Below are 18,592 nucleotides of genomic sequence, written 5' to 3' on the forward strand. Positions count from 1 at the left end.
GCGACCGGGTGAAGCTCATGCCGAGGGCGGGGGCGGACTCGCGGCGGTGATCTCGTCCATTGCCAGGCGGGTCTCCGCGCGCACCTCCGGGTCGGGGTGCCGGAGGAACGGCTCGAGGAGCGGCCGGGCCCGCTCGTCGTGCGTGGCACCGAGGACGAAGAGGCTGTGCAGGAGGAGCTCGGGCGTCATCGTCCGCATCGCGGGGCCCAGCGGGCCGACGAGGCCGAAGGGCAGCCGGTGGTGCCGGAGGGCCCCGCCGATCGCGTTCAGAGCTGACTCCCGGACCCCGGTCACGGGGTCCTCGACCGCCAGGCGGACCAGGTGTCCGACGAGCAGCCGGGCGGTGTCCGTGTCGAGCGCCGAGCCTCGCAGGACGTCGTCGAGGGTCTCGGCGGCGAGGTCCCGGCGCCGCGGATCGTGGTCGGTCAGCGCTTCGATCACATCGGGGAAGACGGTCGTCAGGCCGACGGGTCCGTCGGCAGTACTCACCGGGGCTTCTCCCAGACCGAGACGTGGCGTCCGCTCTCGCCGGTGAAAGGCCTCCGGTCCCAGTCCTCCCACCGATCGCGCGGCCGTAACCCCGCGAGCCGTGCCATCAGGTCGAGTTCGGCCGGCCACACGTACCGGAAGGGGATCGACCGGAACGCTCCGCGGCCCTCCTCCACCTCGATGTAGTTCGAGTTCACCGACTGAGTGGCGACATCGTACGAGTCGTACGCCCATCGCGTCGGAGTCGTCCGGAACGGCACGGCGTTCTGGCCGGCCGGGAGCTTCCGCAGCTCCGGCACCATCACCTCGATGACGAAGCAGCCGCCGGGGGAGAGGTGCTCCGCGACGTTGCGGAAGCAGTCGACCTGCGCGTCCTGGGTCGTGAGGTTCATGATCGTGTTGAAGACCAGGTAGGCGAGGGAGAACTCGCCGTCGACCTGCGTCGTGGTGAAGTCGCCGATGCTCACACCGATCTCGTCGTCGCCCCCGCCCGGCTTGGCGCGCAGCCGGTCCACCATCGCCCGGGACAGGTCGATCCCGTGGACCGGGACGCCGCGCGCCGCCAGCGGGAGCGCGATGCGCCCCGTCCCGATGCCGAGCTCCAGCGCCCTTCCGCCACCCGCGAGTTCGGCCAGCAGGCCGACGGCGGGGTCCACGGCCACCGGCTGGAACATCTCGCTGTCCGGGTCGTCGTACGTCGCGGCGACCTGTTCCCCGAAGTGGCCGTCCTCATCAGTCATGGGCAGGACCGTACTGCCGACGGGGTCCGCGCCGCCCCCCGTTTTCCCGGGAGCGGGTCAGGGGCGCCGGTCGTGGCCGAGGAAGGCGGTCCAGGCGGCGGGGGAGAGGGCGAGGGGCGGGACGGTGAGGTCCTTGGAGTCGCGGACGTGGACGGTGTGGGGGCAGAAGGCGACCTCGACGCAGTCGCCGCCCTGGTTGCCGCTGTGACTGCTCTTGAACCAGTAGAGGCCGGTGGCCGTCATCACTGAGCCATCCTTTCGATCATCTCCAGAGAATCCTCCGGAGAGTATGCCTGGGCTCGCAGCAGGCCATATTTTCCGAAAAGGTCGCTCAGGCCCGGCTGTTGTGTCACGAAGGCGCCGCCGCCCTGGCCCTCGATGTACGCGAGCGGGCGGTGCTCCGCGGTTTCGAGCAGCACGAAGGGGCCATCGAGAGCCGGATGGCTTTCCCTTTCCTGTGGCATCAGTTGGATTTTCACGTGTCGCATTCGGGCCACGTCGACGAGATGGCGCAACTGTTCCTTTCGTACCCGCTGACCTCCGATGGGGCGGATGAGCGGGACCATTTCGAGGACGAAGCTGATGTCCGGGACGGGTCTCCGTGACAGCAGGGCCTGTCGTGCCAGCCGGGCCGCGACCTTGGCCTCCACCTCGGCGTCCTCGAAGGTCGGGTACTGGCCCGTCAGTACGGCTCGTGCGTAGGCCTCGGTCTGGAGGAGCCCCGGCATCACGTGGGTCTCGTAGGCGTGGCGGGCCATGGCCCGCGCCTCCTCGTCCGCGAAACCGGCGAACCAATGCGGCAACGCCTCCGTACGCAGCTTCGCCGCCGCCGCGAGCAGTGCACCTTGTGCACCCAGGGACTCGTCCGAGCGCGGGACGAAATCCCCTTTCGGAGGCCTCGCGCCCCGTTCCACCATCGCCACCTGGGACTTGGAGAAGCCGATTCTCGCGCCCAACGCCTCCTGTGACAGCCCCGATCGCGCACGGTGGAAGCGCAGCAGCGCGCCGAACATCTCCGCGTTACCACTTCCAGGTTCACCGGAGTGCACAACTCCACCTCCTAAGTACACAACAGTGCACAGTCGGCCTGTGACGCTGGTCACGTTAGGTGTTCGTCGTCACGATTGGCTCATGGATCAGAGAAGTTCACCGGACCCGGTCCCCAGTTGGGTTCCCGCGAGCGGCCATGCGCTCCGGCACGTCGGCGTCCACTTCGACGCCGTGCGCGTCCTCGGATTCGCGGGCGACGAAGTGGCCTACGAGCTGATGCAGTTCACCGACTTCCGGGCCGGCCCGATCGTGCGGTCGGGGGTCGGCGACAGGAGCACGTACTTCCTGCTGCCGCCGCGGAGCGCGGCCGCGTACCGGTGGCCGGCCGGGGCGCGGCTGATAGGGCGGGACCTGCCGTGCGACGCGTTCGTCGGGATTCCGGCGCTGGAGGGCAGGACGTGGCCCCTGGACTGGCGCTCGCGGCCCACCGGGGAGGCGCCGTTCGTGGGTGCGAAGCTGCTGCACGAGGTGGCGGTGGCCGTGCTGACGGGCCGAGTTGGTGGGTGAGCGACGCTTCGGGGCATATGCGAAACGGCAGTCGCGGCGTGCGGTACCGTAATCGCGTCATCACGTTCCGTGCACATGCAGTGTGCGGGCGGCCCCCGGGAGTGCTACCAACACTCGACCGGAGGCCTTCACCCACGAGTGGATCAGGAGTCCACCGAGATGCTTAGGCATGCTATCGCGCCCTCCCGGCGCTTCACGAAGGCTTCGCACGACGTCGTACGCCATGCGCGGCTGACCAGCGACGCGAAGATCCTGCTCCTCGCCGTGCAGGGGCTCCCCGACGAACAGGCCGCCCAGCCGCTCAGCGAACACGCACGGAAGCTCGGCATCACGGGGCGCGCGTACCAGAAGTCCAAGGAGCTGCTGGTCGCGCACGGTTATGTCCACGAGTGGCGCGACCAGGGTGAGCGGGGGCGCTGGGCGACGGAGCAGATGCTGTCCAACGTGCCCCTCACGCCCGAGGAGGCCGCCGCGCTGCGCCGGGGCCGGGTCGAGGGGGCTCCGGGTGTCCCGGAACCGACGGTCGGTGAACCAGCCGGTCGGGTGGTCGGTCATCAACTACCGGTGGACGAAGAACGGGAGAAGAACTGTTCCCGCCCACCCTCCGAAGCCGCGCCCGGAGTCGATCCGGAGCCCGACGCGGGACGGAGCCCGGAAGTGGCGGAGGGGGAGCGCGTCCTGCTGTCGCTGCGTCATGTGCGGCGGGAGCTGTACCTCGGGGTGAAGGAGGCGCGGGGGCTGGCGGAGCTCGCCGCGCGCTGGCTGCTGCGCGGGGTGACGGCGGGCGAGCTGCGGCGCGTTCTGACCAGTGAACTGCCCGGCGACGGGGTGCGGTCGGCGGTGGGATTCCTGCGGTTCAGACTGCTGCACAAGATGCCGCCGGAGCTTCCCGTCGCGGCTTTCCCGCAACCTGCCACGGCACCACCCCCCGTTCCGGAGCTGATGACCTGCGCGGCGGTCGGCCCTGATGAGGAGGTGCACGTCTTCCGGCCGCTCGCCGACGAGACCGAGTGCGGGCCGTGCCGTCGGCGGGCCGCGTGGGAGCACTGGGAGAGGCGGAGGGTCCAGGTCGAGGCCGAGCCCGATCCTCTGCCGTGGCGGGAGCGTTTCGCGCGGCTCGAAGTGCCCGACGCCTAGGAAGGGGCGGCGGCTCACCGAGCCTGGTAGCGCAGCCCGTCGACGAGCAGGGCGATCATCCGCCGCGTGTGGCCGTTGTCGTCCTCGCCCGCGGGTACGGTCAGATTGCGCGTGGCGATCAGCAGGTCCTCGGGGCCGGTGCCGGAGCGGATCTCGCCGACCTCCACCGCCGCGTCGATGAGCGTGGTGAGCGCGGGCATGAAGCGCTGCTCGAAGTAGGCGGGCAGGCTGTCGTAGGTCGAGTCCCCCGAGTGCAGGGCTGCGCTGAGTCCGCGCTTCGTGGCGAAGAAGAGCGCCAGGCGCTGCAGCCACCTGGTGAGCGCCTCGGCCGGTCCGTACTCCGCCGCGAGGGCGGGTGCGGCGTCGGCGCAGGCGTCGACCTCGTGCCGGAAGACGGCGGCGATGAGGTCGGAGCGCTGCGGGAAGTGGCGGTAGAGGGTGCCCGCTCCCACACCCGCCTTCGCGGTGATCTGGCGTACGGGCGCGTCGACTCCCGAGGTGAGGAACACCTCCGCCGCCGCTGTGAGCAGGGCGTCGGTATTGCGCCGTACGTCGGCACGTACTCGCTTCGGGGGCTGCTCCGCGGCGGGGCCCGCAGCGGCTCGCGGCGTCGTGTCCTCGCGCACGGCACTCCTCTTGCTAAACGGAACACTGTTCCGTATTGTCATTGCTGAACGTTGTTCCGTTTTCAGTCTAACGTCCGTACCCGGGCGCCGATGAGGGGCGAGGAGCTTCATGAAGTACCGCACGCTGGGCCGGACCGGCATCAAGGTCAGCCCGTACTGCCTGGGCGCGATGATGTTCGGCGCCATGGGGAACCCCGACCACGACGAGTCCGTCAGGATCATCCACAAGGCGCTCGACGCGGGCATCAACTTCGTCGACACCGCCGACGTCTACTCGGGAGGGGAGTCCGAGGAGATCGTCGGGAAGGCGCTCAAGGGCCGACGGGACGACGTCGTGCTGGCCGCCAAGGCTCATCTCCCGATGGGGGACGACCCCAACCGGCGGGGCAGTTCGCGGCGCTGGCTGGTCCGCGCCCTGGAGGACTCGCTGCGCCGCCTGGGGACCGACCACGTCGACCTGTTCCAGGTCCACCGGCCCGCGCCGGACACCGACGTCGAGGAGACGCTCTCCGCGCTCACCGACCTCGTGCGCGCGGGCAAGGTGCGGAGCATCGGCAGTTCCACCTTCCCCGCCTCGGACATCGTCGAGGCGCAGTGGGTCTCCGAGCGGCGGGGGCTGGAGCGGTTCCGCACCGAGCAGCCGCCGTACTCGATCCTCAACCGGGGGATCGAGCGCGAGGTGCTGCCCGTGTGCGAGCGCTACGGCATGGGCGCCCTGGTCTGGAGCCCCCTCGCGGGCGGCCTGCTCACCGGCCGCTACCGCAAGGACCGGACGGCCGACACCCACCGGGCCGCGTACGGCTTCAAGCACCTGAGCGACGGGCGCCGGCTCGACGCGGTCGAGCAGCTGATCCCCGTCGCCCGGGACGCCGGGATGTCGCTGACGCACATGGCGACGGCCTTCGCGATCGCCCACCCGGGCGTCACCTCCGCGATCATCGGGCCGCGCACCATGGGACACCTCGACGACCTCATCGCGGGCGCGGAGACCGAACTGGGCGACGAGACCCTCGACCGGATCGACGCCGTCGTGCCTCCCGGCACCGACATCGGGACGCTCGACATGGCCTACAACCCCCCGGCCGTCGAACAGGCCCGCCTGCGCCGGCGTCTGCCCGAGGAGCGTTCGGCCGCCTGACCTCGGGGGACACGTCGCGACCGGTTCGGGCGCCCGCGCACCGCGGGTGCGCCTGGCAGAATCCGCCCCATGGCGGACATCATCTCGCGCGACGGAACGTGGAGCTTCGACGGGGACACGGTGCGCATCGTCCCCGGCAGCAAGGTGCACCCGGTGCGTCAGGACCTCGGCGAACTCGCCGTGCCGCTGGCGGCGGTGGCGGGGGTCGCGTTCGAGCCGGACCGCAAGGGCGGCCGACTGCGTCTGCGCCTGCGCACCGGTGCCTGCCCCGTCCTGCGGGCCGCGGACGGCCGGCTGAAGGACGCCGCGGACCCCTATCAGCTCACGGTGGAGAAGGACCGCACGGGCGTGGCGGAGTACCTCGTCGACGAGATACGCAACGCCCTGCTGATCGAGCAGGTACCCGACGGGCCGGTGGACCGCTTCCTGCTGCCGGGGCCTTCCGTGCCGGTGTCGGGTGGCGGCGGGGACGGTACGGCGTCCTTCGACGGGGAGACGGTCCGCCTCACCTGGAACTGGAAGGCCGAGGAGTCGAAGACCGGGAGCGGCGCGGTCACCCTTCCGCTGGCCGAGGTCACCGGGGTGCGCTGGATGCCCGCGATCGGTCTGGAGAACGGCTCCCTGCGCTTCGACCGGGGAGGCACGGCCTCGGCCGCGCCCCCCAAGTTCGACCCGTACTCCCTCGACCTGTGGGGGCTCTCGAAGCGGGAGTACACCGCGGTCCTGGTCGCCGCCGCCGTACTCGTACGCATGCCGGTGCCCGCCGCCCCGCCCGAAGCCGCCCCGCCCGAGGACGCCCCGGCGCTCGGGCGGGCTTCCGCCCCGCCCGGCGACGACCACGACGTCCTGTTGCGGCGGCTCCGCGAACTCGGCGATCTGTACGAGGCCGGCATCCTCACCGACGAGGAGTTCGCCACGGCGAAAGGAGCCGTACTGAAGCGCCTCTGAGGACGGGCACCGATCCCTTGCGAGTCGGTGAACCCTGCGTGGCCGGACTGTCCTTCGGCGGGTCCGAGCGTCTGCCACGGCCCGGGCAGCGCATCGTCGCACCCTATGAAGGAGCCCCAGGCAGTGCATCGTCGCGCCCCCGGAACGAGTCCTCAGCAGTGCATCATCACGTCCCATGAACGAGCCCCACCCGCTTCTCACCCTCTTCCTCGATGCCGCCGACGGGCGCTTCCCGCCCCCGGACGGTCAGGTGACCGTCCTCCCTCCGCTGCCGCGGGGGCTCGAGTGCTCGGTCGCCTTCACCGCACACGCCGTCATCGCCACCGCCTCGGCCGCCTCGGACGTCCGCGCCGCAGGAGCTGATGCCTACGGAGGCTCACTCGCCCCCGACTTCCTGCGCCACCTCGCCGGTCCCGACGGGCACATGGAGACGCTGGACGCCGTGCTCGTCGCACGTGGCGCACCGGCTCCGCACCGCCTGCGCGAGCGACTGGACGCCGACGACCACCCGCGCGTGCGCTACGCCCGGAGCCTGCGCGGCGACGTCCGCGTGTACGGAGACGAACGCGGCCTGGTCACCCTGGCCGACGGGACGGCGGGCCGCCGCGAACTGAGCATCGAACTCGACGACGTCGACGCCGGCGGCGCGGGGAGGGGCCGCTCACTCCTGAAGGACGCCCTCACCCTGGTCCCCACGGGTGAGGCGGTGTTCGCCGCCGTCTCCCCGGGAAACGCCCGTTCCCTCAGGGCGTTCCTCGCCGCCGGTTTCGAACCCCTGGGAAGTGAAGTCGTCCTCCGTCCGGTGCGGTCCGGTGGAGGGGGGCCGATGACCGACCGTTGACCGGGCGGTTCGGCACAACTGTGCGAGGTGTCACCGGTCCTGGCGCACTGTGCGGCCGACGGCGCGGCGCGGGGTCGGTGCAGCTGGACGTACCAGGACAATGGCGCACGCGCCATCCAGAGGCGCCCGAGCCCTTCCGGCCCTCGTGACCCGCTCGAACACGGGCACGTGCACCGGACATGGGGCATACCAAGGAGGACCCGTGGTGGATGTCCCGGTGGACCGGTCGGCCGGCGCAGTCGACGGTGTGCGTGCGCTGGCCCGTGGGAAGCTCCTCGAAGCCGGCCTGGAGCTCTTCGGGGTGTACGGCTACGCGCAGACGTCGGAGCAGGCCCTGTGCGAGAACGCGGGGGTGCCGGAGGAAGTCCTCCGGGAGGAGTTCGGCTCCCGGGAGGGCCTGTTGATGGCCCTGCACAACCAGATCACGACCAGCGGACTGCGGGCGTCCGAAGTGGCCCTGCTCTCCGAGGGGATGGACGACTGTCCGCTGGAGCAGCGCTTCCGGCGACTCTTCGACGCCTACGTGTCGGCGGTGACCCGGGACCTGCGCGAGGCGCGGGTGACGTTCGTCGAGGTGCTGGGGGTGAGCCCGGCGGTGGACGCGCACTGCAAGCGGTGGCGTGAACTGTGGACCGACTTCCTCACCGGTGAGGCCGAACGCGCGGCGGTGCGTGGCGAGGTGGAGGAGCGGGACCACCGGGTCGTGGTGATGGTGATGGTGGGCACGGTCCACGAACTCATGGCCCACCACGCCCGCCGCCCGCGCCGGGCCAGGCCGGACGAGGTGTCGGAGGAGCTGACCAAGCTGGGACTCGCGATGCTCGGGGTCGAACTCGTGGTCTGAGCAGGGCCGGACCGCGTACTCGCGGTCCGGCCGCTCACTCCGCCTCCAGCACGATGTCCGCCGCCACGGGCAGGTGGTCGCTGCCGGTGGCGGGCAGTGACCGGACCTCGGTGACCGTCGCCGAGCGGGTCAGGATCTGGTCGATGCGGGCCACCGGGAGCTTCGCCGGCCAGCTGAACGCGAAGCCCGGTCCCGGCGCGCTCATCCGCGAAGTGACCGGCTCCAGACCGCGGTCGTCCAGCGTGCTGTTGAGGTCCCCGAGGAGGATCACCCGGTCCAGGGGCTCCTCGGCGATCGCCTCGCCGAGGAGGGCGGCACTCTCGTCCCTCCGTCCGGACGTGAGCCCGGTCGTCGGTCCGATCCGTACCGACGGCAGGTGCGCGACGTACACGGCGACCTCACCCCGCGGGGTACGGGCCGTCGCACGCAGGCCCCGGTCCCAGCCGTCCCCGACTCCCTCCGGCCTGATGTCCACCAGGCGTACGGAGGTGAGGGGGTACTTCGACCAGAGCCCGACCGTGCCCCTCGTCGCGTGGTGGGGGTAGTCCGCGGCCAGCGCCTCCTCGAAGGCGGGCAGCGCCGGTGCCGTCAGCTCCTCCAGGGCGATGAGGCCCGCGTCCGTCCCGGCCAGCGCCCGTGCGGTGGCGGCCGGGTCGGCGTTCACATCACTGACGTTGTGCTGGACCACCGTGAACGCTCCCTCGCCGGGGGCCCGGCTCCCGGCGGACAACAGCCCCCCGAAGAGGGCGGACCAGGCGACGGCGGGCAGCAGCAGGGCGGTCGCCGCCAGGAACGAGCGGCGCAGGACCGCCGGCACCAGCAGGACGGGGACGGCCAGACCGAGCCAGGGGAGGAAGGTCTCCAGCAGACTGCCCAGGTGACCCGGGGAGTTGGGGACCACACGGGGGAAGACGAGCAGGACGGCCACCAGGACGCAGAGGACGGTGACCCGACGCCCTCGCCTCCAGCTCCAGCCAGATGTCCGCCCGTCCCGCTTCTCCGCCATTCGCCCCTGCTCCCGTCCGGGCTCCTCCCTGCGAGGCCCCGCACCTCGGACGAACGCGGGGCCGCCCGATCCGGTTCCGGCGCCGGGGCCACGGCGGATGTCAGTGGTCGTCCCTAGTGTGGACGTCGTCGGCAGGGCCACGACGGACCGAGCACTCTGGGGTTGTGTCATGACGGGGACTGGTATCGCGGTGCCGGAGGAGTCCATCCATCCGGGCATCACGCACACGGGGACACGACGGTCTCTCGCCGCAGGCGTGCTGCCGGGCGGGCAGGGGATCATGCGGTTTCCCCAGCTGTCCGAGGCACGCATGGTGAGGGCGGTCGCCCTGGTCGAGGAGGGGGACGATCCGGGTGCCCTCGATCCGCGCACAGCGGACACCGTGGTCGTCGGCCATCTGGTGACCGACGGGTACGAGGCACAGGCGGTCGTCGTCGACGGGGAGACGGGCCGGGTCTTCAGCCTGAGCATGTCCGCCCCGCAGTATGCCGAGCTGCATCCGCTCGCCCCCTCGCTCGACGCGCTCGGGCGCTTCCTGACGGCAGTCGGGGAACTCGGCACGCTGAGCGGCCGGTTCGCGCATCTGCGGGGCCGCTTCGGTGCCTCCGTCGTCGAGGAGGCCTCGGTGCTCCTGCGCTCCGTCTTCACCGACGAGAGCTGGGGCGTGGACGGCTGGGGAGACGTGGAGTGGGAGGGCGAGGTGCCGTCCTTCTGGCGCATAGCCGCGTTGATCCGGCCCATGGCCCTGATCGCGGCTCCGGGCAGGGGCCTTCTCCTCGATCTGCCGCCGGACTTCATCGAGGAGGAGTTCGGGACGGAGGAGGTCGTCCGGCTCGACCCCGCGGACCTGCCCGCGGCCCTGGAACACGAGCCGACCCGGCGGTTCCTGTCGGAGGTCGGGCTGCCCAAGGACGGGCTGATGTTCTGGCTGGACGCCCGCGAGGACATCCTGAGGTCGATGGCGGTCGTCAGTGCTCAGAGGCAGGCGGATCCCGCTCTGCGACACCTCGGTATCACCGGGAAACTGCCCGAGGACCCGGATCGGTTCCTGGTCATCGGCGGCCTGGTGCACGATTTCGACACCGTCGTCGACGGCCGTACGGGCCTGGTCCACTACGCGCTCATCGACGACGACACGCCGACTCCGGTCAACGCCGACGTGTCGACCCTGGCCTTCACGGTCTGGATGCACAGCCGACAGCAGAAGTTGGAGGAGGAGTACGAGCTGGCGGGCAGCACGGGGGAGTTCTACCACCAGGTCGCCGACACCATGATCGCCGTGCTTGCCGCTGCCGACCCCGTCGCCTGCCTGCCCGCGACCGGCCCCGACGACTACCGCTACTGGCCGGAGGTCTTCCACGACGAGGCGGGCGGCGTGCTGTGACGGCGGGGCCCACGACGGGTCAGGCGGCCGCCAGCGCTCCGGCGTACGGGCCGCCCACGCCCCAGGCCTGGTGCATCGCGTCGGCGAAGGCCCCGGCCAGCCGGTGTTCGCCGGTGGGACCGGGGTGGGTGCCGTCGTAGGTGTCCGTGTGGATGTCGTAGCCCGTGGGGCGGGAGGCCAGCAGGACCGGGGACGCGGGGGAGTCCAAATCGGCCACCGCCTTCGCGAGCAGCGTGTTGAAGCGGTCGCATTCGGCGGCGAAGGGGGCGTCGGACTCCGCCCGGACGTTCGGTATGACGGGGAGCAGCACCAGCCTGATCCGGGGGTTCGCGGTGCGGGCCGCGGCGATGAACGCCCGTGCGTTCGCGGCCGTCTGCGTGCTGTCCGTGTAGAAGCCGAGGTCTATCAGGCCGAGCGAGACCAGCAGGACGTCGGCGTGGGTCGCCGTGACGGTGTCCGCGATGACGGGGGCCATGTGGAGCCAGCCCTCACCCCAGCCGGCCAGATGCCGGCGCGCGGGTGCGGGGAAGGCCGCGTCGCCGTACGCGTGGGAGAGCGGGGCGTTCGCCTCGGTGTCGTACAACTCGGTGCGTGGGCCCGTGATCGCGTACCCGCCGTCGCCGAGGGTCGCTTCGAGGTGCTGCCACATGCGGTAGCGCCAGGTGAAGTCGCCGGCCTTGCCCACGGTCATGCTGTCGCCGACGAAGAGAAAACGCATGGCGACATCATGGCGGATCACGCCTCCGGCCTGCGACGTGACGGTGGACACTTGTGCCATGAGATCGCTGCTGACCGTCTCCGCCGCCGCCGTCCTCCTGCTCCTGACGGGGACGGCCCCCGCCGTCGCGGACGACGGGGGCGGAGCGGACCGCACCTTCACGATCGAGGACTCCCGGATCACCGAGTCCAGCGGTCTCGCCGCCAGCCGGAAGCACCCGGGGGTCTACTGGACGCACAACGACAGCGATGACGGGCCGTACGTCTACGCCGTGGACTCCAGGACCGGGAAGACCGTGGCGACGATCACGATGAAGGGGGTCGGTGAACCCCGTGACGTGGAGGCGATCTCGCTCGGGCCCGACGGGAATCTGTACGTCGGTGACATCGGCGACAACCTCGACGGCACCTGGGACCACGTCTGGATCTACCGCTTCCCCGAGCCGGAGAAGCTGGCGGACGCCACCGTGCGGGCGACGCAGTTCGACGTGACGTACGCGGACGGGGCGCGCAACGCCGAGGCGATGATGGTCCACCCCGAGACGGGGCGGGTCTACATCGCCTCGAAGAACGAGGACGGCGGCGGGCTCTACGAAGGACCGGAGAAGCTGACGGCCGGCGGGAACAACGTCTTCCGGCGGGTGGGCGAGGTGCCGTGGGTGACGGACGGGGCGTTCTCGCCGGACGGCGGGAACCTGGTGCTGCGCTCCTACTTCAGCGCCCGTGGTTACGCCTTCGAGAACGGCCGGCTCGGTGCCGACCACGCCGTGAGCGTGCCGTTCCAGGGGCAGTCCGAGTCGGTGACGTACACGGCTGACGGCTCGGCGATGATGTTCGGCTCCGAGGGGAAGCGCGGCGAGGTGGTGCGCGTGGAGGTGCCGGGCGGCGGGGACGGCGGCAAGGACCCCTCTCCGAACGGAGGGGGAGGGGGCACGTCATCCGGGGACGACGGGGAGGACGGTGTAGGCACGAAGGGCACCGCGACGGGGGGTGCCGTCGCCGTCGTCGTCATCGTGCTGGCCCTGATCGCGGCCAGGCGCCGCCGCGGTTGACCAGGGGTGGCGCCTGGCCGCGGGCCGCTGAGCGCCGCCGTGCGGGCGGGCGGCCCCGCAGGCCTTCGGTCGTGTCGTCCGGGTGGGGGCCCCGAACCCCCGGGGGCGCCCCACCCGTCACGTGGACCGTCCCCGGGGGTGTTCGGACCGTTACTCGCCGACCGGGGCGGCAGCCGCCCGCCTCCGGACGGCGTAGAAGATCCCGCCGCCCGCGAGCAGTGCCGCCGCCGACGCCCCCACCATCGGGAGCGTGGAGTCGGAGCCGGTCGCCGCCAGGCCGCCGCCCACCGTCTGCGCGTCGGAGCCACCGGACGTGGAGCCACCGGACGTGGAGCCACCGGAGGTGGAGGCCGAGCCGCCGGAGGACGTGTCCTGACCGCCGGTCGAGGAGCCGCCGGAGGTGGTCGTTCCGCCCGTGGACGAGCCCTCGGTCGAGGAGCCGCCCGTCGAGGAGCCGCCCGTCGTGCCGGTACCGGCGTTGACCACGATCTCGGCGGTGTCGTTGTCCGCGTTCGTGTCGAACGGCCGGTCCTTCCCCTCGAAGGAGATCTTCCCGGTGGCGCCCTCGACCACCTTGTCGATCTTGAGGACGAAGGGGTAGGTCTCACCTCCCGCCGGGTTCACCCACGACTGCGAGGTCCCGCAGCTGTAGTGGGTCTTGGTGACCGGGCTGCAGAAGCCGTGCGCCTTCACGACCGAGGTCCCCGGCGGAATGCGTACGTCCACGGCCACGGCACCGTGACCGGGTTCGCGGTAGACCCAGGCCGGGCCTTCGTTGGCGAACTTCACCGAAGCGGTGACCTTGTCGCCCACCTTGCCCTCGAGCTGGGCGCCGGTCAGCGAGAAGTCGGCCGTGTTGTCGGCGGTGACGTCGGTGTAGGTGTAGCCCTCGGCGTGGCGCGCCAGGTCGTCCTCGGTCGCCGGCGCCTTCTCCACCAGCTTCAGCGGGGCGCCCGTGCCCGGCACGGGATCGGGCACGGTCCCGTCGAAGCCCGACGGCTCCGTGGCCCCGACGGTCATGAGTACGTTGTCGTACAGCGCGTCGTCCTGCGCCTCGAGCCCGATCGGCTGCTCCGGCTCGTAGACGACGCCGGGCTCGATCCGCTGGTCGACGGCGCACACCGCGACATCACGCTCGGGTTCCTCGTCGTGCGAGGGGTACGTCGTGTACGAGCAGTTCCCGTAGGAGTCGGCCGCCGCGAGACCCGAGGTGACGGAATACGTCACCCACACCTTCCCTATCGCCTCGGTGCCCTTGTTCAGCACCGAGAACGGCACGTCGACACCGCCTCCGGGCTGCACACCCGTGATCGGCTTCTGCGTCCCGATTCCGAGGTCCGGCTCCGCTGCGAAAGCGACGGACGGCATGGACGCGAGCCCGGTCAGTGCGGCGGCGGCTAGTACACCGACCGCGGTGCGTGAGAGTCGACGGCCGGGAAGGGGGTGAGTCATATAGCTTCCTCGTCATGGCGGGCGGTGGGGGAAGTGCCGTCTCCGGCGCGACAGTTACACCAAGTACAGACGCCGCCCGCCGCCAAATGGTTGTGCGACTCACGCAATTCGGCCGGGTCCGCACCGCCCCACCCGGTCCACTCAGACGTCGTCGGTGAACGGCCGCAGTTCGTAGTGGAGCGTGCGGTCACGCTTCAGCCGGTGGGCGAGCGGGACGGCCACTCCCTGGAGCGCCGGGTACTTCCGGGAGAGCGTCCGGGCGGCGTGGGTGTTCTCCTTCGAGTCCTGCTGAAGGAGCCGCGCCCAGGCCTTCACGGGCGGGCCGGTCGGCGCGCCCCGCACGGTGCACGGGGCGATCTCCACCACCGGGTGGTTGCGCATGCGGTCGACCTTCCAGGCCGAGGAGAACGTACGGATGAAGGCGTGGTCGCCCTCGACGGCGATGCTGACAGGCGTATGGGCAGCTGATCCGTCCGGCCTGCGGCTGCTGAGCAGGACGGTGTACTGCTTCACAAAAGGCTCTAGTTCACGGATCGTCTCCATACATTCCATGGTATTAAATGCTGGCAATCGGGGCTTTTCGGGTGGACCTGCCGAGCGGGCGGACGCCGGCGTCGACCGGAACGGGGGTGCGCGTCTCTGCTCCGGCGGCCGTGGTCCTGTCCCCGGGGATCACGACGGTTCTTCTGCCGCTCGCGGTGCGCGGATTCCAGCGGCTGCCCCCGCTGATCCCCGGCGTAGGCTCCGCCCCATGCAGGTCGACGGTGCTCCCGAACCCTTCTCCACCCCCCGCCTCGACGCGCTGCCGCTCGACGTCGCACACGCGCAGGAGATGGCCGTGGTCCTCTTCGACCCGGCCCTGCACGCGTTCACGGGAGGCGCCCCGGAGAGCGCCGGAGCCCTGCGCGCCCGCTACGAGCGCCAGAGCGCCGGCTCGCCCGATCCCGCCGAACTCTGGTGGAACTGGGTGCTCCGGGTGCGTGCCGACGGACGTCTGGCCGGTTACGTGCAGGCCACGGTGCGGGGGTCCCGGGCGGAGGTGGCCTGGGTGGTCGGGACGGCGTGGCAGGGCAGGGGCTACGCGAAGGAGGCGGCGACGGGCCTGGTCCGGCACCTGCGGGAGCGGAGCGCCGTCCGTACCGTCGTCGCCCACATCCACCCGGACCACGCGGCCTCCTCCGCCGTGGCCTCCGCCGCGGGGCTGCGACCCACGGATGAGTGGGAGGACGGTGAGGTGCGGTGGCTGGTGGACGTGTCCCGGGAGGCCGTGCCGGGGCGGGCGGCGGACTTCCGAAATCGCCCCTGATCATGACATCGGGGGAATTGTCTTATACCTTCGTAGTGCACGATGTGCGGACTCCGCGCATCGGGCCAGGCGACCGACGGAGGCCCCGGGGTGGGCGAACTGAGGAGGTTGGAGGCCCTGCGGCTCGCAGGGCTGTCAGCGGTGGCCGATCCCGGTATGGACCGCTTCGCCAGGCTGGTCGCCCGGCTCCTCCACGTCCCGGTCTCGATGGTCTCACTGCTGGAGGCCGACCGTCAGGTCTTCCCCGGGATGGTCGGACTCGCCGAGCCCTGGGCCGCGCGCCGCGAGACCCCCCTGAGCCACTCCTTCTGCCAGCACGTCGTCGTCGACGGCGAACCGCTGATCCTCAGTGACACGCGGACACACCCGCGCACCTGCGCCAGCCTCGCCATTCCCGACCTCAGGGTCATCGCGTACGCCGGAATGCCGCTGACCGACGCCGACGGACTGGTCCTGGGCTCGCTCTGTGCCATCGACCACGTGCCCCGGGACTGGACCGCGGACGAGATGCAGGACCTCGAGGACCTCGCCGCCGCCTGCTCGGTGGAGCTGAGACTGAGGATCGCCACCCAGCTGATGCGGCAGGACCGCGACCACGCCGGCCTGCTGCTGCGCGCCTCCGTCGAACTCGGGCACTCCCGCGACCTGGCGGATCTCATCCGTCGTCTTCGCAGCCTGTTCCAGGGACCGGCCGAGCCGTCCTTCGTGGGCCTGCTCCTCGCGGACGGCCAGGGGCTGTGGCGGGTGGTGGACCCCGACAACGTGCGGCCGGCGGAGGCCGCCATCGAGCGCCTGGACCTGGAGGCCGGTTTCCCCAGCGCCCGGGCCATGCGCGAACAGCGCACCGTGTTCGTCCCCGACCACGAGGCACTCGTGGCCGACTACAGCACCGAGGCGGTCGCGGGATACGACTCGCTGGGACTCAGGTCCGCGCTGTGCGTCCCGCTGCTCGGCGGCCGCGGCGTGCTGGCGTGGTGCTGGTCCCGCCCGCACGTCCTGGCGCTGACGGAGGAGGCGGTCCTCACCGCGGTGGCCGGGTTCGTGGGCCAGGCGGTGGAGCGCACCAGGTTCGTGGCGAACCGGCTCAGCTCCGCCGAGCAGCTCCAGGCCGCCATGCTGACCGATCTGCCGACCGTTCCGGGCCTCGAGATGGCCGCCCTGTACCTGCCGGCCACCGACCAGGACATGGTGGGCGGCGACTGGTACGACGCCTACCAGCTGCCCCCGCTCCCGCCCTCCACCCAGCCCGCCCTGATGCTGTCCGTCGGTGACATCATCGGACACGACATCCAGGCCGCCGCCGTGATGGGCCAGGTGCGCAGCATGCTGCGCCAGGCCAGCCTCGACCACGCCACCCACTCACCCGCCGCCGCGCTGGACGCGGTCGACAGGGCCTTCGACGTACTGCCCCTGGGGCCCGGCGCCACCGCGGTGCACGCCCGCCTCGACCCGGACGGCGGCAGGTGGCGTCTGACCTGGTCCAACGCCGGACACCCACCGCCGCTGCTGCGCACACCCGACGGCCGTGTCTCGGCCCTGGGTGAGCACGACCTCCTCCTCCTCGGTGCGTCGAGCGGCCTCGCGCGCCACGACCACACCCACGATCTTCCCCGGGACAGCGTGCTGCTGCTGTACACCGACGGGCTGGTCGAGCGGCGTGACAACGACATCGACGAGAGCATCCGGGAGAAGGCGTCCATCCTGGCCACACACGGCGACAAGTCCCTCTCGCTGCTCCTGGACGCGCTGTCCCACGGACTGAGGGACGTCCCGCAACGCGACGACGTGGCGGTACTCGCCGTCCGTGTCACGCAGGGCGAGAGGTGAGGCGGAAGCCCGTCAACCGCGCCGAGGGCCTGCGCGCGGGGGCGGCCCGCCTCGACCGGTTCGGCGACGGCGAGGGTCAGGTCGCCACCGGTCGACGCGGGAGGCGCGGCCCACCGACCGGAGGCGTGGACCGTGGCCTGCCGTCACGGGGCTGCTCGTCCGCTGGTGCGGACATCGCGGGGACGTCTGGTGTCGTGAGCGTCGTCCTGGGACGGCGGGCCCACGGGGGCGCCCGATGCATGCGCCACCCGGTCGGGTGAAGCGGGAACGGCCCCGCACACCGGGGTGTGCGGGGCCGTTCCGGACGGGTGGCCGTCAGAGCTTGTCGATCACGTAGTCGATGCAGGCGGTGAGCGCCTGGACGTCCGCCGGGTCGATCGCCGGGAACATCGCCACGCGCAGCTGGTTGCGGCCCAGCTTGCGGTACGGCTCCGTGTCGACGATGCCGTTGGCGCGGAGCACCTTGGCGACGGCCGCCGCGTCGATGCCGTCCTCGAAGTCGATCGTGCCGATGACCTGCGAGCGCTTCGCCGGGTCGGTGACGAACGGGGTGGCGTACTTGGACTCCTCGGCCCAGCCGTACAGGTGCTGCGAGGAGGCGGCGGTGCGGCCGGTCGTGAAGTCCAGGCCGCCCTGCGTGTTCATCCACTTCAGCTGCTCGTTCAGCAGGAAGAGGGTGGCCAGCGCCGGGGTGTTGTACGTCTGGTTCTTCAGGGAGTTGTCGATCGCCGTGGGCAGCGAGAAGAACTCCGGGACGTGCCGGCCCGAGGCGTGGACGCGCGCGGCGCGCTCCAGGGCCGCCGGGGAGAACACACCGATCCACAGGCCGCCGTCGGAGGCGAAGGACTTCTGCGGGGCGAAGTAGTAGACGTCCGTCTCGGTGATGTCGACCGGCAGGCCGCCCGCACCGGAGGTGGCGTCCACCAGGACGAGGGAGCCCTCGTCGGCGCCCGCGACCCGCTTGACCGGAGCCGCGACACCGGTGGAGGTCTCGTTGTGGGTGAAGGCGTAGACGTCGACACCCGCCTCGGCCTCCGGGTCCGGGTGGGTGCCCGGGTCCGAGGCGATGACGGTCGGGTCGGCCAGCCACGGAGCGAGCTTGGCGGCCTTCGCGAACTTGGACGAGAACTCGCCGAAGTTCAGGTGCTGGGACTTGTTCTCGATCAGACCGTGCGTCGCGACGTCCCAGAAGGCGGTGGAGCCACCGTTGCTTAGGACGACCTCGTATCCCTCGGGGAGGGAGAAGAGGCTGCGTACGCCGTCACGTACCTCGCCGACCAGGTTCTTCACCGGAGCCTGGCGGTGGGACGTACCGAGGAGAGAGGTGCCGGTCGCGGCCAGCGCGTCGACCGCCTCCGTCCGCACCTTGGAGGGCCCGGCGCCGAAACGTCCGTCGGCGGGCTTGAGGTCAGCGGGAATCTGGATGTCAGCCACGGTCCGGAGCGTAGTCCCTCCAGGAAGCGGTCGAGGACCGTGTCCGTCGGATGAGACACCCGCTCCGGATCGCGGGCGACCCGTGCTGCCGGAG

Annotated in this window: 20 protein-coding genes; 10 read left to right on the top strand and 10 right to left on the bottom strand. The window is 71.3% G+C overall.

All coding sequences use genetic code 11. The features are described 5' to 3' along the window. Window positions 1-15: 15 nt before the first annotated feature. The 4 genes from JOC24_RS01175 to JOC24_RS01190 are packed head-to-tail and all read right to left on the bottom strand — an operon-like array spanning window position 16 to window position 2,242. Window positions 16-489, bottom strand: coding sequence for a HEAT repeat domain-containing protein (locus JOC24_RS01175; RefSeq protein ID WP_307792612.1), 474 nt, complete (start codon window positions 487-489; stop codon window positions 16-18). Beyond that, on the bottom strand, window positions 486-1,229 hold the full coding sequence (locus tag JOC24_RS01180; RefSeq protein WP_205018193.1) for a class I SAM-dependent DNA methyltransferase: 744 nt from the start codon (window positions 1,227-1,229) through the stop codon (window positions 486-488). The genes JOC24_RS01175 and JOC24_RS01180 overlap by 4 nt, the downstream gene beginning before the upstream one ends. Before the next feature lie 57 nt (window positions 1,230-1,286). Beyond that, window positions 1,287-1,472, bottom strand: a complete 186-nt coding sequence (locus JOC24_RS01185; protein WP_205018194.1) for a DUF397 domain-containing protein — start codon at window positions 1,470-1,472, stop codon at window positions 1,287-1,289. Then, on the bottom strand, window positions 1,472-2,242 hold the full coding sequence (locus tag JOC24_RS01190) for a helix-turn-helix domain-containing protein (protein WP_205018195.1): 771 nt from the start codon (window positions 2,240-2,242) through the stop codon (window positions 1,472-1,474). Before JOC24_RS01190 ends, JOC24_RS01185 begins: the two co-directional genes overlap by 1 nt. 118 nt (window positions 2,243-2,360) lie before the next feature. Between JOC24_RS01190 and JOC24_RS01195 the strand changes: the two genes are divergently transcribed. Both JOC24_RS01195 and JOC24_RS01200 read left to right on the top strand, forming a co-directional pair. Further along, window positions 2,361-2,786 carry a hypothetical protein gene (locus tag JOC24_RS01195; RefSeq protein ID WP_205018196.1) on the top strand — a complete coding sequence of 142 codons (426 nt, stop codon included), beginning with the start codon at window positions 2,361-2,363 and terminating at the stop codon, window positions 2,784-2,786. Between the two features lie 159 nt (window positions 2,787-2,945). After that, complete coding sequence (locus JOC24_RS01200) at window positions 2,946-3,923, top strand: hypothetical protein (protein WP_205018197.1); 978 nt, start codon at window positions 2,946-2,948, stop codon at window positions 3,921-3,923. A 14-nt stretch (window positions 3,924-3,937) separates the two neighbouring features. On the opposite strand, the gene JOC24_RS01205 is transcribed toward JOC24_RS01200, so the two are convergent. Continuing rightward, on the bottom strand, window positions 3,938-4,549 hold the full coding sequence (locus JOC24_RS01205; RefSeq protein WP_307792613.1) for a TetR/AcrR family transcriptional regulator: 612 nt from the start codon (window positions 4,547-4,549) through the stop codon (window positions 3,938-3,940). Between the two features lie 109 nt (window positions 4,550-4,658). Here JOC24_RS01205 and JOC24_RS01210 point away from each other — a divergent pair, with 109 nt between their 5' ends. From JOC24_RS01210 to JOC24_RS01225, 4 genes are all read left to right on the top strand, one after another. Further along, on the top strand, window positions 4,659-5,687 hold the full coding sequence (locus tag JOC24_RS01210) for an aldo/keto reductase (protein WP_205018199.1): 1,029 nt from the start codon (window positions 4,659-4,661) through the stop codon (window positions 5,685-5,687). Between the two features lie 69 nt (window positions 5,688-5,756). After that, on the top strand, window positions 5,757-6,635 hold the full coding sequence (locus JOC24_RS01215) for a DUF4429 domain-containing protein (protein ID WP_205018200.1): 879 nt from the start codon (window positions 5,757-5,759) through the stop codon (window positions 6,633-6,635). A gap of 175 nt (window positions 6,636-6,810) precedes the next feature. After that, entirely contained in the window at window positions 6,811-7,476 is a 666-nt protein-coding gene (locus tag JOC24_RS01220) for a hypothetical protein (protein WP_205018201.1), read from the top strand. Between the two features lie 202 nt (window positions 7,477-7,678). Continuing rightward, complete coding sequence (locus JOC24_RS01225; protein ID WP_205018202.1) at window positions 7,679-8,320, top strand: TetR/AcrR family transcriptional regulator; 642 nt, start codon at window positions 7,679-7,681, stop codon at window positions 8,318-8,320. A gap of 34 nt (window positions 8,321-8,354) precedes the next feature. Here JOC24_RS01225 and JOC24_RS01230 read toward each other — a convergent pair whose 3' ends face one another. Further along, window positions 8,355-9,326 carry an endonuclease/exonuclease/phosphatase family protein gene (locus JOC24_RS01230; RefSeq protein ID WP_205018203.1) on the bottom strand — a complete coding sequence of 324 codons (972 nt, stop codon included), beginning with the start codon at window positions 9,324-9,326 and terminating at the stop codon, window positions 8,355-8,357. 169 nt (window positions 9,327-9,495) lie between these two features. Here JOC24_RS01230 and JOC24_RS01235 point away from each other — a divergent pair, with 169 nt between their 5' ends. Next, complete coding sequence (locus JOC24_RS01235; protein WP_205018204.1) at window positions 9,496-10,710, top strand: SUKH-4 family immunity protein; 1,215 nt, start codon at window positions 9,496-9,498, stop codon at window positions 10,708-10,710. Window positions 10,711-10,729: 19 nt separating this feature from the next. On the opposite strand, the gene JOC24_RS01240 is transcribed toward JOC24_RS01235, so the two are convergent. Continuing rightward, the gene (locus JOC24_RS01240) at window positions 10,730-11,488 is read right to left on the bottom strand and encodes a GDSL-type esterase/lipase family protein (protein WP_239579336.1); all 759 of its coding nucleotides are present in this window, start codon (window positions 11,486-11,488) and stop codon (window positions 10,730-10,732) included. On the opposite strand from JOC24_RS01240, the gene JOC24_RS01245 reads away from it, so the two are divergent. Further along, the gene (locus JOC24_RS01245; RefSeq protein WP_205018205.1) at window positions 11,487-12,479 is read left to right on the top strand and encodes a WD40 repeat domain-containing protein; all 993 of its coding nucleotides are present in this window, start codon (window positions 11,487-11,489) and stop codon (window positions 12,477-12,479) included. The genes JOC24_RS01240 and JOC24_RS01245 overlap by 2 nt on opposite strands. Window positions 12,480-12,629: 150 nt before the next feature. On the opposite strand, the gene JOC24_RS01250 is transcribed toward JOC24_RS01245, so the two are convergent. Both JOC24_RS01250 and JOC24_RS01255 read right to left on the bottom strand, forming a co-directional pair. After that, entirely contained in the window at window positions 12,630-13,931 is a 1,302-nt protein-coding gene (locus tag JOC24_RS01250) for a peptidase (protein WP_205018206.1), read from the bottom strand. A gap of 141 nt (window positions 13,932-14,072) precedes the next feature. Beyond that, entirely contained in the window at window positions 14,073-14,474 is a 402-nt protein-coding gene (locus tag JOC24_RS01255) for a PPOX class F420-dependent oxidoreductase (protein ID WP_205018207.1), read from the bottom strand. 208 nt (window positions 14,475-14,682) lie between these two features. Between JOC24_RS01255 and JOC24_RS01260 the strand changes: the two genes are divergently transcribed. Both JOC24_RS01260 and JOC24_RS01265 read left to right on the top strand, forming a co-directional pair. After that, a complete protein-coding gene (locus JOC24_RS01260) occupies window positions 14,683-15,237 on the top strand; it encodes a GNAT family N-acetyltransferase (RefSeq protein WP_205018208.1) in 555 nt (184 codons plus the stop codon). Between the two features lie 90 nt (window positions 15,238-15,327). Next, window positions 15,328-17,064: a GAF domain-containing SpoIIE family protein phosphatase gene (locus JOC24_RS01265; protein ID WP_205018209.1), complete on the top strand. Its 1,737-nt coding sequence runs from the start codon at window positions 15,328-15,330 to the stop codon at window positions 17,062-17,064. Window positions 17,065-17,379: 315 nt separating this feature from the next. Here JOC24_RS01265 and serC read toward each other — a convergent pair whose 3' ends face one another. After that, window positions 17,380-18,498, bottom strand: coding sequence for a phosphoserine transaminase (serC, locus tag JOC24_RS01270; RefSeq protein WP_205018210.1), 1,119 nt, complete (start codon window positions 18,496-18,498; stop codon window positions 17,380-17,382). Window positions 18,499-18,592: the final 94 nt, after the last annotated feature.

The sequence above is a fragment of the Streptomyces sp. HB132 genome (genome assembly GCF_016909575.1).
Taxonomy (GTDB): domain Bacteria; phylum Actinomycetota; class Actinomycetes; order Streptomycetales; family Streptomycetaceae; genus Streptomyces.

Bases quoted from the DNA above. Each gene is read 5' to 3' on its own strand.
- JOC24_RS01180 (WP_205018193.1), bottom strand. From the start codon at position 1,229: ATGACTGATGAGGACGGCCACTTCGGGGAACAGGTCGCCGCGACGTAC.
- JOC24_RS01185 (WP_205018194.1), bottom strand. From the start codon at position 1,472: ATGACGGCCACCGGCCTCTACTGGTTCAAGAGCAGTCACAGCGGCAAC.
- JOC24_RS01190 (WP_205018195.1), bottom strand. From the start codon at position 2,242: ATGTTCGGCGCGCTGCTGCGCTTCCACCGTGCGCGATCGGGGCTGTCA.
- JOC24_RS01195 (WP_205018196.1), top strand. From the start codon at position 2,361: ATGGATCAGAGAAGTTCACCGGACCCGGTCCCCAGTTGGGTTCCCGCG.
- JOC24_RS01200 (WP_205018197.1), top strand. From the start codon at position 2,946: ATGCTTAGGCATGCTATCGCGCCCTCCCGGCGCTTCACGAAGGCTTCG.
- JOC24_RS01210 (WP_205018199.1), top strand. From the start codon at position 4,659: ATGAAGTACCGCACGCTGGGCCGGACCGGCATCAAGGTCAGCCCGTAC.
- JOC24_RS01215 (WP_205018200.1), top strand. From the start codon at position 5,757: ATGGCGGACATCATCTCGCGCGACGGAACGTGGAGCTTCGACGGGGAC.
- JOC24_RS01220 (WP_205018201.1), top strand. From the start codon at position 6,811: ATGAACGAGCCCCACCCGCTTCTCACCCTCTTCCTCGATGCCGCCGAC.
- JOC24_RS01230 (WP_205018203.1), bottom strand. From the start codon at position 9,326: ATGGCGGAGAAGCGGGACGGGCGGACATCTGGCTGGAGCTGGAGGCGA.
- JOC24_RS01235 (WP_205018204.1), top strand. From the start codon at position 9,496: ATGACGGGGACTGGTATCGCGGTGCCGGAGGAGTCCATCCATCCGGGC.
- JOC24_RS01245 (WP_205018205.1), top strand. From the start codon at position 11,487: ATGAGATCGCTGCTGACCGTCTCCGCCGCCGCCGTCCTCCTGCTCCTG.
- JOC24_RS01240 (WP_239579336.1), bottom strand. From the start codon at position 11,488: ATGGCACAAGTGTCCACCGTCACGTCGCAGGCCGGAGGCGTGATCCGC.
- JOC24_RS01250 (WP_205018206.1), bottom strand. From the start codon at position 13,931: ATGACTCACCCCCTTCCCGGCCGTCGACTCTCACGCACCGCGGTCGGT.
- JOC24_RS01255 (WP_205018207.1), bottom strand. From the start codon at position 14,474: ATGGAGACGATCCGTGAACTAGAGCCTTTTGTGAAGCAGTACACCGTC.
- JOC24_RS01260 (WP_205018208.1), top strand. From the start codon at position 14,683: ATGCAGGTCGACGGTGCTCCCGAACCCTTCTCCACCCCCCGCCTCGAC.